Consider the following 14,610-nt stretch of genomic DNA (forward strand, 5'->3'; position numbering starts at 1 on the left):
TGCAAGCACCCGTGCTGCCGTTCGACTTGCATGTGTAAGGCATGCCGCCAGCGTTCAATCTGAGCCAGGATCAAACTCTTCAGTTTAAACCTGTTACTGTTTTCGGTTCAGTTAAGAACCGGTCGCTCACTCAAAGCTGACAGGAATATGAATCACTTCATAAACCTGACTTACTTTAGTGTGAGACTCTTGATACTTTCGCTATCTGATCCTAGGATCAGCTCGCTGCCATCAAGCGCCCACACTTATCGGCTGTTAATTTTTAAAGAGCATGTCTGCGAGAAACTTCGTGTTTCCCAGCAGCGCTGCGTTTTCAGCAGCAGAGAAGCGAGATTATGAACCGTATTTCGCAGCTCGTCAACAACTTTTTACACTACATCGTTGCGACTGCGGGGCTCAACTTCCTGCGCCGCCAAGGCCCGCTACATCCGAACCCGACAGCACCGCTTCCTTTCCTTCCGCGCCGCGTTTCCGTTAGCGCGAAAGAGGCGTGATTCTAAGCACCCGCCCCCGTCCGCGCAAGCTCTTTGTGAAGAAAGTTTGAAAAAGCCTCCGTGCGCTGACGCGCACGGAGGCTTCTGGCTCGACGGACGATGTCGGGCTGCCGGCCCGCAGGCCGTCGGCAACCTTTCCCTCTATATATAGAGGCGCGTCATTTGCCGCCCACCGCAGCCTGCAGTTGCTCGATCGGCACCGCGTCGGCCATCGCCGTGTAGCCCGCATCGCTCGGATGGATGCCGTCGCCGCTATCGTATCGGCGCTGCAGCACGCTCGGGCGCGCCGGATCGCGCAGCACAGCGTCGAAGTCCACCACGCCGTCGAACCCGCCTCCGCTCCGGATCCACCGGTTCACCTCTAGCCGGATCGCTTCGCGTCCGGCCGGCAACGCCGCCGGCGTCAGCGTCGCGCCGAAGACCTTCACGCCCTGGCGGTGCGCCGCGTCGATCAGCCGGCGATAGCCGTCGATCAGCGATGCGGCGGTCACCTGCGTATGCGGGTGATCGCAATCGAGCCCCGCGCGCGGCGGCATCGCCGCGAAGTTGATGTCGTTGATCCCGATCAGCACGATCGCCGCCTTCACGCCCGAGCGCGACAGCGCGTCACGCTCGAACCGCGACGCCAGCGACGTGCCGTAACACGCGGAATCGCTGAGCAGCCGGTTCCCGCTGATGCCGAGATTCACGACGCCGATCGAATCGGCACCCGACGCCATCAGCCGGCGTGCGAGCGCGTCGGGCCAGCGACGGTTCCGGTTCACGCTGGAGCGCAACCCGTCGGTGATCGAATCGCCGATCGCGGCGACGCTGCCCCGTGCGGAGCCGACTTCGACGGCGAGTTCCGTCACCCATGCATATTGAATAAAGCGGGTGCGAAACGCGCCGGCCCCGGGATCGCCCACGTGATCGCCCGGCACGGACACATAGTTGAACTGGTTCGACACGCGATGCCAGACCGTCATCTGCTGGTTCGGCCCCATCTGGAGACTGATCGCATACGGCTGAGCGGCCGTCACGTCGATCGACACCGGATCGCTTTCGCGCGCCTGGCCCGGTGCGAGCGTCACCGACGCGCTGCCGCCGAACCGGACCGGCACCACCGCGCCGCCGGCGAGCGCGGCCCCTTCGCCGGCACGCGCGAGGCTCGCAGCCTCGACGACCAGCGGCGCACGACCGTAGGCGTTGCTCACGCGAATCCGCGCGGCCGGCCCGGACACGGTCGGGTAGACGACCTGCCGCACGGTTCGCCCGGCCACGTCGGGTGCGCGGTAGAGCGGCGGCGGTGCGGCGAGGTCGGGAATCGGCTGCAGCGCGGTCGCCCACGCGGCGACCCAACCCACCGGCGAGCCCGACGCCGCCGACGCCGCAAGCGGCGACACGAAAACGGCCGCGCCCAGCACGGCCGCGGCGACACTGCTTCGAAATGACATCGGCAAAATCCTCATCGGAAAGCGGGCATTGTGCCGCAGAAGACGCGAGACCCACGTACGAGGCCACACGTGCGCGACCGGATCGCACCCCGACGTCCCTCGTTTACCCGTGTCCTGCCGAAAATTCGCAACAAATTTATTAACCGACCGGTCGGTTGGTTTATACTTCGCACACATTCAACCGGACGAGAGCTTTCGCCATGTACACGCAATCCCTCGACATCCCCGGCAACGTCGCGCCGCTCGACGCCGCAGCCGAGTCGCCCGAGCAGGCGCGGTTCGATGCGGTGATGGCCGCGGACGGCAAGATCGAACCGCAGGACTGGATGCCCGACGCATATCGCAAGACGCTGGTACGCCAGATCTCGCAGCACGCGCATTCGGAAGTCGTCGGCATGCTGCCGGAAGGCAACTGGATCTCGCGCGCGCCGAGCCTGAAGCGCAAGGCGATCCTGCTCGCGAAGGTGCAGGACGAAGCCGGCCACGGCCTCTACCTGTACAGCGCGGCCGAAACGCTCGGCGTATCGCGCGACGCGCTGATCGACGCACTGCACGCCGGCAAGGCGAAATACTCGAGCATCTTCAACTACCCGACGCCGACCTGGGCCGATGTCGGGGTGATCGGCTGGCTCGTCGACGGCGCCGCGATCATGAATCAGATCCCGCTGTGCCGCTGCACGTACGGCCCGTATGCGCGCGCGATGATCCGCGTGTGCAAGGAAGAGTCGTTCCACCAGCGCCAGGGTTTCGACGCGCTGCTGTCGATGATGAAGGGCAGCGACGCGCAACGCGCGATGGTCCAGCAGGCCGTCGACCGCTGGTGGTGGCCGGTGCTGATGATGTTCGGCCCGAGCGACGCCGATTCGGTCCACAGCAGCCAGTCCGCGAAATGGGGCATCAAGCGGATCTCGAACGACGACCTGCGCCAGAAATTCGTCGACGCGACGGTCGACCAGGCGAAGGTGCTCGGCGTGACGCTGCCCGACCCCGACCTGAAATGGAACGAGGCGCGCGGCCACCACGACTACGGCACGATCGACTGGGACGAATTCTGGCGCGTCGTCAACGGCGACGGCCCGTGCAACAAGGAACGCCTCGCGACGCGCGTGAAAGCACACGAGGACGGCGCCTGGGTGCGCGAAGCCGCGCTCGCACATGAAGCGAAGCGCCGCGCCCGCGCCGAACAGCACGCCGCCTGAGCGGCACCCCCCGAATTCAGGAATCAGGAGAAAGCGATGAACAAGGAATGGCCGATCTGGGAAGTGTTCGTGCGCAGCAAGCAGGGCCTCGACCACAAGCATTGCGGCAGCCTGCACGCCGCCGACGCGACGATGGCGCTGCGCATGGCGCGCGACGTCTACACGCGCCGCCAGGAAGGCGTGAGCATCTGGGTGGTGCCATCGTCGGCGATCACCGCATCGGACCCGAGCGAGAAGGCCGAACTGTTCGAACCGGCGGGCGACAAGATCTACCGTCACCCGACGTTCTACACGTTGCCCGACGAAGTCAACCACATGTAACGCCCGCGCCATGACGATCACGCCCGAACACCTCTCCTACGTGCTGCGCCTCGCGGACAACGCGCTGATCCTCGGTCAGCGCAACGCCGAATGGTGCGGCCATGGCCCGATCCTCGAGGAAGACATCGCGCTCACCAACATGAGCCTCGACCTCATCGGTCAGGCGCGCATGCTGTATACGCACGCGGCCGAGCTCGAGCGCCAGCTCACCGGCGCGGCGAAGACGGAAGACGATTACGCGTACTTCCGCACCGAGCGCGAGTTCGCGAACTTCACGCTCGCCGAACTGCCGCACTACGGGCCCGTCTCCGGCACCGCACACGCCGACAAGGACTATGCGGTGACGATCGTGCGCAACTTCCTGTACGCGGCGCTGATGCTGCACGTGTGGAGCGCGCTGGAAACGTCGACCGACACGCAGCTCGCCGCGATCGCCGCGAAATCGGTGAAGGAAACCCGCTATCACGTCCAGCATGCGCGCGAATGGCTCGTGCGCCTCGGCGACGGCACCGACGAATCGCACCGCCGCGCGCAGGCCGCGCTCGACTACCTGATGCCGTACACGCGCGAATGCTTCGCCGCCGATGCGATCGACGACGCGATCGTCGCCGCGGGCATCGGCCCGGCGCCGGCCGCGCTCGAGGCCGCGTGGCGCGCGGACGTGGACGACGCGCTCGCGGAGGCCACGCTCGCGCTGCCGGCGCCGGTGAAGCACGTGACGACCGGCAAGCAGGGCGAGCATTCGGAACACATGGGCTACCTGCTCGCCGAAATGCAGAGCCTCGCGCGCCAGCACCCCGGCGCGAGCTGGTAACCGGCCCACGCCACGGAGCCCGACGATGTCCGCCCAGACCACCGCTCCTATCGCCGCCGCGCACCGCGACGATCCGCTGCTCGCCCGCGCGTGGGACGTGCTCGAAGCCGTGCCCGATCCGGAGATTCCGGTCGTGTCGATCCGCGAGCTCGGCATCCTGCGCGACGTCCGGCGCACCGACGACGGCCAGCTCGAAGTCGTGATCACGCCGACCTACTCGGGTTGCCCGGCGATGTCGCAGATCGCCGAGGACATCGCCGCCGCGCTGCAGGCCGCCGATCTGCCGCCGCACCGGATCGAGACGGTGCTCGCCCCCGCGTGGACGACCGACTGGATCACGCAGGAAGCGCGCGACAAGCTGCGCGCGTACGGCATCGCGCCGCCGGTCGGCCAGTGCGGCAGCGCCGCGCCGCGGGAGAACGTCGTGCGCTTCGTGCCGCGGCCGGTCGCGGCGCCCGCCTGTCCGCGCTGCGGCTCCGCTCGCACCGAACGTCTCGCGCAATTCGCGTCCACGGCCTGCAAGGCGCTGTATCGCTGCGTCGACTGCCGCGAACCCTTCGACTACTTCAAACCCTACTGAATATGGCGACCCCGCAATTTCACCCGCTGCGTATCCGCGACGTGCGGCCCGAGACCGCCGACGCCGTGACCGTCTCGTTCGACGTGCCGCCCGAGCTGCGCGACGCATATCGCTTCACGCAGGGCCAGTTCGTCACGTTGAAGACCCACATCGACGGCGAGGAAACGCGCCGCTCGTATTCGATCTGCGTCGGCACGACGGACTACGATCGCGACGGCGAACTGCGCATCGGCATCAAGCGCGTGCGCGGCGGCCGCTTCTCGAACTTCGCGTTCGACACGCTGAAGCCCGGCCACACGATCGACGTGATGACGCCGGACGGCCGCTTCTTCACGCACCTGAACGCCGATCACGGCAAGCAGTACGTCGCGTTTTCCGGCGGCTCGGGGATCACGCCGGTGCTCGCGATCGTGAAAACGACGCTCGAACTCGAGCCGCGCAGCACGTTTACGCTGATCTACGGCAACCGCAGCGTCGACGCGATCATGTTCGCGGAGGAGCTCGAGGATCTGAAGAACCGCTACATGAACCGCTTCGTCCTCTATCACGTGCTGTCGGACGACCTGCAGGACGTCGAGCTGTTCAACGGCGTGCTCGACCAGGCGAAATGCGCGGAATTCCTCGCGACGCTGACGCCGGCCGACGCGATCGACGAGGCGTTCATCTGCGGCCCGGCACCGATGATGGACGCGGCCGAAGCCGCGCTGAAGGCGGCCGGCGTGCCGCAGGCGAAGGTGCACGTCGAGCGCTTCGGCACGCCGCTGCCGCAGGCCGGCGCACCGGTCGTCGAGATCACCGACCAGACGCCGGCCGCCGACCTCGAAATCGTGCTCGACGGCAAGAAGCGCAAGCTGCGTCTGCCGTACGAAGGCGTGAGCCTGCTCGACGTGGGCCTGCGCGCGGGCCTCGCGCTGCCGTACGCATGCAAGGGCGGCGTGTGCTGCACGTGCCGCGCGAAGGTGGTCGAAGGCGAAGTGCGGATGGAGAAGAACTACACGCTCGAGGCGCACGAAGTGAAGGACGGTTTCGTGCTCACGTGCCAGTGTCACCCGGTCAGCGACAAGGTCGTCGTGAGCTTCGACGAACGTTGAGCGGCGTCGGACCGCCGCGGCGCACGGGTTTCTCGTCGTCACACATCTCGCTTACACTAGGGGCCGCCGGCCGGCTGGACATCGCAACGTCCGCCCGGCCGGCGGTTTTCTTTTGTTGACGACAGGCCGATGAGTACCATTCATGTGATTCAGGGCGGCACCGCCGCCGCGTCGCTGCGCGAGGCCCTCGCGCAAGCCGGACGCGACGAGCGCGTCGTCGGTTTGCTCGACGATCTCGGCGTCGGGCCGCTGAAAGGCGCCGACGAGACGCCCGACACGCGCGCCACCTTCTGGCAGCACGTGCTCGGCGACCAGATCCCCGACTGGAACGCGGAAATCGAGGCCGAATTCGCGCGCCTCGACCAGCTCGCGACGGAGACCGGCCAGGTCGTCGTGTGGCACGCGCCGAGCGTCGGCGACAAGCTGCTGCTGCGCCGCGTCGCCTACCACCTGCGCAACGTGCCGCAGCGCCTGAACGAGGTGCGGCTGTCGGCCGCCGATCTCGACGCCGCGCAGCGCGCAGCGCTGTCGCGTACCGACCAGGCCTGCGCGACCGGGATGTTCTCGCCCGCGGAACTGGCGCGCAAGCGGCCGGCGGCCGCGCCGGTCTCGGTCCTGCGCATCGGCCGCCTCGCGCTCGAATGGCAGGAAGCGAAACATCTGAACGCCGAACTGCGTTATTGGGTCAGCAACACGATCAAGAGCGGCCACTACGCCGATCTCGACGCGTTGATCGTCGCGCGCGCGGAAACCGACTGGCAGCCCGCGCGACACCTCGTTGGCAGCATCATGGCCGCCGCCGACCGCGGCGGGCTGTTCGTCAGCGACTCGATCGCGTGGTGGCGCTGTCGCGAACTCGCGGCCGCCGGCCGGCTCGAGCTGCAGGACGACGCGCCCGACGCCCTCTCTTCCACGCAGGTGCGCGCCGCCGCGCACCGCTAATCTTCCGCATTCGACCATGGCCCGAACCCGAGCGCCCGACCACGAATCCCAGCGCGAGCAGATCCTCGACCTGGCCGCCGAGAAATTCGCGCAGACGAGCTACCCGAGTACGTCGATGTCCGATCTCGCGACCGCGAGCGGCACGTCGAAGGCGCGGCTCTATCACTATTACGAGAGCAAGGAAGCGATCCTGTTCGACCTGCTCGACCGCTACACGAAACGGCTGATGCTGATCATCGCCGAGGTCGAGGGCGCGAGCCAGCGGCGCGGCCTCAGCGAGCGCGACGCGTTCGCCGAACTCGTGCGCGCGTTCCTCGCCGAATACGAGACGTCGCACAGCCGCCACGTCGCGCTGCTCAACGACGTGAAGTATCTCGAGGACGCACAGCGCGAAATCGTGCTCGACCGCCAGCGCGACATCGTCGCGGCGTTTACGCGGCAGCTCGCGCGTGCGTACCCGGACCGCATCTCGAAGGAAAACCAGACCTCGGTGACGATGATGGTGTTCGGGATGATCAACTGGACCTTCACGTGGCTGAAGCCGGGCGGCCGCCTCGGCTACCGCGACTTCGCGGAACAGGTGATCGACCTGATCGAGCGCGGGCTGTCGACGGCGGTCTGATTGCCGCGCAGCAGCATGCGTTGCGCGACGGGCACAGCCGACCGCCTGCCGCGCATTTCATATGATGAATTTTAAATTCGCTTAAAATCAATAACTTACAGAATTAACTAAGCGGTTTTAGAATTCCCCCTCAGCACAAATAACGTCAAATACGGGTTTTCCCCAACCCCGCTCGGGTAAAATGCTGTTGCATTGCACAACCCGCTTGTGCACCCACACTGAGGAACCCACGATGAACACGCAATTCAACGGCCGTGCCGCTGCTGTCGGCAAGGTCGCTACTGCGCCGGTTCTCGTCAGGGAACTGGCTTCCAAAGACCGTGAGCAAATGCTCACCCACTTTCTCTCGCTCGACGAAGAGGACCGCCTGCTGCGCTTCGGCCAGATGGTGCCCGATCACGTGATCGAGAACTATGTCCGCACGCTCGACTTCGGTCGCGATACGGTGTTCGGCGTGTTCGACCACGACCTCGAACTGATCGGCGTCGGCCACCTGGCCTACCTGCCGGCCGAGGGCGACACGCGCACGGCCGAATTCGGCGTGTCGGTGCTCGAAAGCGCGCGCGGCCGCGGCGTCGGCTCGAAACTGTTCGAGCGCGCGGCGATCCGCAGCCGCAATACGCACGTGACGATGCTGTACATGCACTGCCTGTCGCGTAACGCGACGATGATGCACATCGCGAAGAAGTCCGGGATGCGGATCGAGTACGCGTACGGCGAAGCCGATGCGTATCTGTCGCTGCCGCCGGCCGACCACTCGACGATCATCGCCGAGATGCTGCAGGAACAGGCCGCGGTGTTCGACTACGCGATGAAGCGCCAGGCGCGCCGCACGACGAAGTTCATCGAATCGCTGATGCCGGCCACACTGACGGTCTGACGTCGGCCAGCCGGGCCGCGCCTGCGGCGCGCCCGGCGCTCCCTTCCCCGCCACGCTAGCGCACCGAACGAATCGGCAACGCCGTCGTTTCCTTGAAGCAATCGAGCGAGAAGCTCGTCTTCACGTCGATCACCGACGGGTGATGCAGCAGATGCTCCTGCACGAAGCGGGAGAAATGCGCCATGTCCTCGACCTGCACGCGCAGCAGGTAATCCATGTCGCCCGTCATCGCATGGCACGCGACCACTTCCGGCCAGGTCTGCACGGCCGCGCGGAACAGCTCCGCGTGGGTCGCGCCCGCGCGCGCCGACGTCTCGTCGGCCCGGACCGGCGCGAGGCCGCCGCGCTTTTCGAGCCGCACGCTCACGTAGGCGAGCAGGTCGAGCCCGAGCTTCTGCGGATTCAGCAGCGCGACGTAGCCGGTGATCACGCCGATTTCCTCGAGCCGCCGGATTCGCCGCAAGCACGGGCTCGGCGACAGGTTCACGCGCTCGGCGATCTCCTGGTTCGACAGGCGCCCGTTCTCCTGAAGAATCGCGAGAATGCGCCGGTCGATGGCATCCAATTCGGCTTGCGCCATCTTCTGCCCTCCACTGAGTGTTTTGAGACTGGAAATTGCGCCATCGTAGGCGCGGGCGATTAAGTTCGCAAGTTTCCGCTCGCGGCCGCCCGCTACACTCTGTCGCATGTCTCGGCTTGCCGCGCACGCTCGTGATGGGCGCGGCCGTCGACATCGAACCACGCCGGGCACGCGCACGCCGCCCCCGGCTGATCGCCCCGCACAGGAGACACGACATGCAGATCCCCACCTGGGACAACCCCGTCGGCACCGACGGCTTCGAATTCATCGAATACACGGCACCGGACCCGAAAGCACTCGGACAACTGTTCGAACGGATGGGTTTCACCGCGATCGCGCGCCACCGCCACAAGGACGTGACGGTGTACCGCCAGGGCGACATCAACTTCATCATCAACGCCGAACCCGATTCGTTCGCGCAACGCTTCGCGCGGCTGCACGGCCCGTCGATCTGCGCGATCGCGTTCCGCGTGCAGGACGCCGCGAAGGCGTACCGGCACGCGCTGGAACTCGGCGCATGGGGCTTCGACAACAAGACGGGCCCGATGGAGCTGAACATCCCGGCGATCAAGGGCATCGGCGATTCGCTGATCTACTTCGTCGACCGCTGGCGCGGCAAGAACGGCGCGCAACCGGGCGCGATCGGCGACATCAGCATCTACGACGTCGACTTCGAGCCGATTCCCGGCGCGAACGCGAACCCGGTCGGCCACGGCCTCACCTACATCGACCACCTGACGCACAACGTGCATCGCGGCCGCATGCAGGAATGGGCCGAGTTCTACGAGCGCCTGTTCAACTTCCGCGAAGTGCGCTATTTCGACATCGAAGGCAAGGTGACGGGCGTGAAGTCGAAGGCGATGACGTCGCCGTGCGGCAAGATCCGCATCCCGATCAACGAGGAAGGCTCGGACACGGCCGGCCAGATCCAGGAATACCTCGACGCGTATCACGGCGAAGGGATCCAGCACATCGCGCTCGGCGCGCGCGACATCTATCAGGCGGTCGACGGGCTGCGCAGCAAGGAAGTGAAGCTGCTCGACACGATCGACACGTATTACGAACTGGTCGACCGCCGCGTGCCGAACCACGGCGAATCGCTGGACGAGCTGAAGAAGCGCAAGATCCTGATCGACGGCGCACGCGACGACCTGCTGCTGCAGATCTTCACCGAAAACCAGATCGGGCCGATCTTCTTCGAGATCATCCAGCGCAAGGGCAACCAGGGCTTCGGCGAAGGCAACTTCAAGGCGCTGTTCGAATCGATCGAGCTCGATCAGATCCGCCGCGGCGTCGTGCAGGACAAGGCCTGACGCACTCGCCGCGCGGCCGGCGCCGGCTGGCTCCGGGCAACCCGGGCGGCCGCACGATCCGCGCAGCACAAAGAAAAAGGGCGGGAATCCTCGGATTCCCGCCCTTTTTGCATGCCGGCGCAACCCGAGGGTCGCGCGATCGCATCAACGCACGTTCGCCTTCGACTCGGCGGCACGCTCGACCGACGGCTGAGCTGCGGCGTCCCGAGCGGGCGCGATGTGCTGCATCTGTGCGCCGGCTGCCGCCAGCGCGCTCGCGCCTCGCGCGTGCACCGGGCCCGTCATCGAGAAAAACGCGGCGGACACGATCAGGAAACTCTGGATATGACGTGTGTTCATTGCACCTCCTGTAAAACTGCCGGCGCCTCCCCGACTGCGTCGGAACGAATCCACGCGGCCGGGCACCTCCGGCAGGCCGACAAGATTAACGGCATTTGCCCGCAGATCAATGCCGCTTTACATGCTTTTACATGATGTAACGCATCATCTCGCCCTGTTTGATGGTGCGGGACCGCTCTTTCCCCCGCGTTGCGACCGATGGGCGGCGGGTTTGCCCCAGTGCTACCATCCCTTAAAACCGGCGAACATGCCGGCCACTGCGGACGCGTCCAAAAGATGCCGACGCAACCGAAGTTTTGGTGATCCCAGACCGGGTGGAGGAGACAGTTAATGAATGCCCCGCTAGACGCAGACCAACGCGCGTCGCTAGAAGCCGCGCTGAAGTCCGTCACGCTTGACGACAAATACACGCTGGAACGCGGCCGCGCGTACATGAGCGGCATCCAGGCCCTCGTGCGCCTGCCGATGCTCCAGCAGGAACGCGACCGCGCCGCCGGTCTCAATACGGCCGGCTTCATCTCCGGCTACCGCGGCTCGCCGCTTGGCGGCCTCGATCTGTCGCTGTGGAAAGCCAAGCAGCACCTGGCCGCCCACCAGATCGTGTTCCAGCCCGGCCTCAACGAAGATCTCGCCGCCACCGCGGTGTGGGGCTCCCAGCAAGTGAACCTGTACCCCGGCGCGAAGCACGACGGCGTGTTCGGCATGTGGTACGGCAAGGGCCCGGGCGTCGATCGCACCGGCGACGTCTTCAAGCACGCGAACTCTGCCGGTTCGTCGCAGCACGGCGGCGTGCTGGTGCTGGCCGGCGACGACCACGCGGCGAAATCGTCCACGCTCGCGCATCAGTCCGAGCACATCTTCAAGGCCTGCGGGCTGCCGGTGCTGTTCCCGTCCAACGTGCAGGAATATCTCGACTTCGGCCTGCATGGCTGGGCGATGAGCCGCTACTCGGGCCTGTGGGTCGCGCTCAAGTGCGTGACGGACGTCGTCGAATCGTCGGCGTCGGTCGACATCGACCCGCATCGCACCGAGATCGTGCTGCCGACCGACTTCATCCTGCCGGAAGGCGGGCTGAACATCCGCTGGCCCGATCCGCCGCTCGTGCAGGAAGCGCGGTTGCTCGACTACAAGTGGTACGCGGCGCTCGCCTACGTGCGCGCAAACAAGCTCGACCGGATCGAGATCGATTCGCCGCATGCGCGCTTCGGGATCATGACCGGCGGCAAGGCGTACCTCGACGTGCGCCAGGCGCTGACCGACCTCGGCCTCGACGACGAAACCTGCGCGCGGATCGGCATCCGGCTCTACAAGGTCGGCTGCGTGTGGCCGCTCGAAGCGCAGGGCGCGCAGGCGTTCGCGCGCGGCCTCGACGAAATCCTGGTCGTCGAGGAAAAGCGCCAGATCCTCGAATACGCGATCAAGGAGGAGCTGTACAACTGGCCCGACGCGCAGCGCCCGCGGGTGTTCGGCAAGTTCGACGAGAAGGATGGCGCCGGCGGCGAATGGTCGGTGCCGATGGGCAACTGGCTGCTGCCCGCGCACTACGAACTGTCGCCGGCGATCATCGCGAAGGCGATCGCGACGCGGCTCGAGAAGTTCGAGTTGCCGTCCGACGTGCGCGCGCGCATCGCCGCGCGGCTCGCGGTGATCAACGCGAAGGAAATGGCGCTCGCGAAGCCGCACGTGCAGACCGAGCGCAAGCCGTGGTTCTGCTCGGGCTGCCCGCACAACACGTCGACCAACGTGCCGGAAGGCTCGCGCGCGATCGCCGGGATCGGCTGCCACTACATGACCGTGTGGATGGACCGCAGCACGAGCACCTTCAGCCAGATGGGCGGCGAAGGCGTGCCGTGGATCGGCCAGGCACCGTTCACCGACGAGAAGCACGTGTTCGCGAACCTCGGCGACGGCACCTATTTCCATTCGGGCCTGCTCGCGGTGCGCGCGGCGATCTCGTCGAAGGCGAACATCACCTACAAGATCCTCTACAACGACGCGGTCGCGATGACGGGCGGCCAGCCGGTCGACGGCGTGCTGACGGTGCCGCAGATCACGCACCAGCTCGCGTCCGAAGGCGCGAAGAAGATCGTGATCGTCACCGACGAGCCGGAGAAGTACGACAGCCAGAAGGCGCTGCTCGCGCCGGGCGTGACGATCCACCATCGCGACCAGCTCGACGACGTGCAGCGCGCGCTGCGCGAGATCGAAGGCACGACGATCCTGATCTACGACCAGACCTGCGCGACCGAGAAGCGCCGCCGCCGCAAACGCGGCACGTATCCGGACCCGGCGAAACGCGTCGTGATCAACGACGCGGTGTGCGAAGGCTGCGGCGACTGCTCGGTGCAGTCGAACTGCCTGTCGGTCGAGCCGCTGGAAACCGAATTCGGCACGAAGCGCCAGATCAACCAGTCGAGCTGCAACAAGGACTTTTCTTGCGTGAAGGGGTTCTGCCCGAGCTTCGTCACGGTCGAGGGCGGCCAGTTGAAGAAGCCGAAGGCGGTGGCGGTCGACGGCGGTGCGCTGCCGCCGATTCCCGAACCGACGCTGCCGGCGATCGACCGCGCGTACGGCGTGCTCGTCACCGGCGTGGGCGGCACGGGCGTCGTCACGATCGGTGCGCTGCTCGGGATGGCCGCGCACCTCGAGAACAAGGGCGTGACCGTGCTCGACGTCACCGGCCTCGCGCAGAAAGGCGGCGCGGTGATGAGCCACGTGCAGATCTCGCACGCGCCGACCGACATTCATGCGACGCGGATCGCGATGGGCGAAGCCGATCTCGTGATCGGCTGCGACGCGATCGTCACGGCCGGCGACGAATGCACGTCGCGGATGCGGCACGACACGACGCGCGTGGTCGTCAACAGCGCGCAGACGCCGACCGCCGAGTTCATCAAGAACCCGAACTGGGCGTTCCCCGGCGTGTCCGCGGAGAACGACATCCGCGCGGCAGCCGGTGAAGCGGTCGACTTCATCGATGCGAACCGCTTCGCGGTCGCGCTGCTCGGGGACGCGATCTACACGAACCCGTTCGTGCTCGGCTACGCGTGGCAGAAGGGCTGGCTGCCGCTGACGCTCGCATCGCTCGAACGCGCGATCGAGCTGAACGCGGTGTCGGTCGACAAGAACCGCGCGGCGTTCGACTGGGGCCGCCGCGCCGCGCACGACCTGGCCAGCGTGAAGCAGGCCGCGGCCGGCGACGCCCGGCCCGCGCAAGGCGCGACGGTGATTTCGCTGCACACGAAGAAGGCGGTCGACGCGCTGATCGCGAAGCGCGTCGAATTCCTCACCGCGTACCAGAACGCCGCGTACGCGTCGCGTTATGCGGCATTCGTCGACAAGGTGCGCGCCGCCGAGCGCGCGCTGGCGGACGGCGACACGGTGCAGGAGCCGCTGACCGAAGCGGTCGCGCGCAACCTGTTCAAGCTGATGGCGTACAAGGACGAATACGAGGTCGCGCGGCTGCAGTCCGATCCCGCGTTCCTCGCGCGGCTGACCGCGCAGTTCGAAGGCGACTGGAAGCTGAAATTCCACCTCGCGCCGCCGCTGTTCGCGAAGACGGACGCCCACGGCCATCTCGTGAAGAAGGCGTACGGCCCGTGGATGATGTCCGCGTTCCGGCTGCTCGCGAAGGCGAAGTTCCTGCGCGGCACGGGGCTCGACCCGTTCGGCCGCACCGCGGAGCGCCGCACCGAGCGCGCGCTGATCGGCGAATATGAAGCGCTGATCGGCGAGGTGCTGGGCAGGCTGAACGCGGCCAACCGGCCGCTTGCGCTCGAGCTTGCGGCGCTGCCGGACGGCATTCGCGGCTACGGCCACGTGAAGGAGAACAACCTGCGCGCGGTGCGGCAGAAGTGGGACACGCTGCTCGCGAAGTGGCGTTCGCCGGCAGGCGGCCAGTCGCATCAGCAGGTCGCGTAAGCCACGGCGCGCGCGGGGCGGCGGACGGGCGGTCGCGGTTCGGTCGGCCTCCCCCGGATGCGCGACCCGCGCCGCCGTCGC

The 14,610-nt window shown here is 66.5% G+C and carries 13 protein-coding genes and 1 rRNA gene; 10 read left to right on the forward strand and 4 right to left on the reverse strand.

Features of this window, described 5'->3' with window-relative positions; genetic code table 11:
• Nucleotides 1–86 (reverse strand): 16S ribosomal RNA (locus HWX55_RS32400); the annotation flags it as partial.
• A gap of 566 nt (nt 87–652) precedes the next feature.
• Nucleotides 653–1,927 (reverse strand): SGNH/GDSL hydrolase family protein, encoded by a 1,275-nt coding sequence (locus tag HWX55_RS32405; protein WP_175978684.1) that lies wholly within the window; start codon nt 1,925–1,927, stop codon nt 653–655.
• 200 nt (nt 1,928–2,127) lie between these two features.
• Between HWX55_RS32405 and paaA the strand changes: the two genes are divergently transcribed.
• The 8 genes from paaA (at nt 2,128) to HWX55_RS32445 (ending at nt 8,376) form a co-directional block, all read left to right on the forward strand.
• Nucleotides 2,128–3,126, forward strand: coding sequence for a 1,2-phenylacetyl-CoA epoxidase subunit PaaA (gene paaA, locus HWX55_RS32410; protein ID WP_059830023.1), 999 nt, complete (start codon nt 2,128–2,130; stop codon nt 3,124–3,126).
• Between the two features lie 36 nt (nt 3,127–3,162).
• Nucleotides 3,163–3,447 carry a 1,2-phenylacetyl-CoA epoxidase subunit PaaB gene (gene paaB, locus HWX55_RS32415; protein WP_006482881.1) on the forward strand — a complete coding sequence of 95 codons (285 nt, stop codon included), beginning with the start codon at nt 3,163–3,165 and terminating at the stop codon, nt 3,445–3,447.
• A 10-nt stretch (nt 3,448–3,457) separates the two neighbouring features.
• The gene (gene paaC / locus HWX55_RS32420; RefSeq protein ID WP_050018276.1) at nt 3,458–4,261 is read left to right on the forward strand and encodes a 1,2-phenylacetyl-CoA epoxidase subunit PaaC; all 804 of its coding nucleotides are present in this window, start codon (nt 3,458–3,460) and stop codon (nt 4,259–4,261) included.
• Nucleotides 4,262–4,286: 25 nt separating this feature from the next.
• Nucleotides 4,287–4,841, forward strand: coding sequence for a 1,2-phenylacetyl-CoA epoxidase subunit PaaD (paaD, locus tag HWX55_RS32425; protein ID WP_175978685.1), 555 nt, complete (start codon nt 4,287–4,289; stop codon nt 4,839–4,841).
• Nucleotides 4,842–4,843: 2 nt separating this feature from the next.
• Nucleotides 4,844–5,932, forward strand: a complete 1,089-nt coding sequence (paaE, locus tag HWX55_RS32430) for a 1,2-phenylacetyl-CoA epoxidase subunit PaaE (RefSeq protein WP_175978686.1) — start codon at nt 4,844–4,846, stop codon at nt 5,930–5,932.
• Nucleotides 5,933–6,061: 129 nt separating this feature from the next.
• Nucleotides 6,062–6,874, forward strand: a complete 813-nt coding sequence (locus HWX55_RS32435) for a DUF1835 domain-containing protein (protein WP_175978687.1) — start codon at nt 6,062–6,064, stop codon at nt 6,872–6,874.
• A gap of 16 nt (nt 6,875–6,890) precedes the next feature.
• Entirely contained in the window at nt 6,891–7,496 is a 606-nt protein-coding gene (locus tag HWX55_RS32440; protein ID WP_060258360.1) for a TetR/AcrR family transcriptional regulator, read from the forward strand.
• 232 nt (nt 7,497–7,728) lie between these two features.
• A complete protein-coding gene (locus HWX55_RS32445) occupies nt 7,729–8,376 on the forward strand; it encodes a GNAT family protein (protein ID WP_175978688.1) in 648 nt (215 codons plus the stop codon).
• Nucleotides 8,377–8,431: 55 nt separating this feature from the next.
• On the opposite strand, the gene HWX55_RS32450 is transcribed toward HWX55_RS32445, so the two are convergent.
• Nucleotides 8,432–8,956 carry an Lrp/AsnC family transcriptional regulator gene (locus HWX55_RS32450; protein ID WP_040143005.1) on the reverse strand — a complete coding sequence of 175 codons (525 nt, stop codon included), beginning with the start codon at nt 8,954–8,956 and terminating at the stop codon, nt 8,432–8,434.
• A gap of 215 nt (nt 8,957–9,171) precedes the next feature.
• On the opposite strand from HWX55_RS32450, the gene hppD reads away from it, so the two are divergent.
• Entirely contained in the window at nt 9,172–10,269 is a 1,098-nt protein-coding gene (gene hppD, locus HWX55_RS32455) for a 4-hydroxyphenylpyruvate dioxygenase (protein ID WP_175978689.1), read from the forward strand.
• Nucleotides 10,270–10,413: 144 nt separating this feature from the next.
• Here the strand turns inward: hppD and HWX55_RS32460 are convergent, their stop codons facing one another.
• The gene (locus HWX55_RS32460) at nt 10,414–10,608 is read right to left on the reverse strand and encodes a hypothetical protein (protein ID WP_175978690.1); all 195 of its coding nucleotides are present in this window, start codon (nt 10,606–10,608) and stop codon (nt 10,414–10,416) included.
• Between the two features lie 330 nt (nt 10,609–10,938).
• Between HWX55_RS32460 and HWX55_RS32465 the strand changes: the two genes are divergently transcribed.
• Nucleotides 10,939–14,529 (forward strand): indolepyruvate ferredoxin oxidoreductase family protein, encoded by a 3,591-nt coding sequence (locus HWX55_RS32465; RefSeq protein ID WP_175978691.1) that lies wholly within the window; start codon nt 10,939–10,941, stop codon nt 14,527–14,529.
• Nucleotides 14,530–14,610 lie beyond the last annotated feature (81 nt).

It is taken from the genome of Burkholderia sp. BCC1047 (genome assembly GCF_902833155.1).
GTDB classification, from domain to species: Bacteria; Pseudomonadota; Gammaproteobacteria; order Burkholderiales; family Burkholderiaceae; genus Burkholderia; species Burkholderia sola.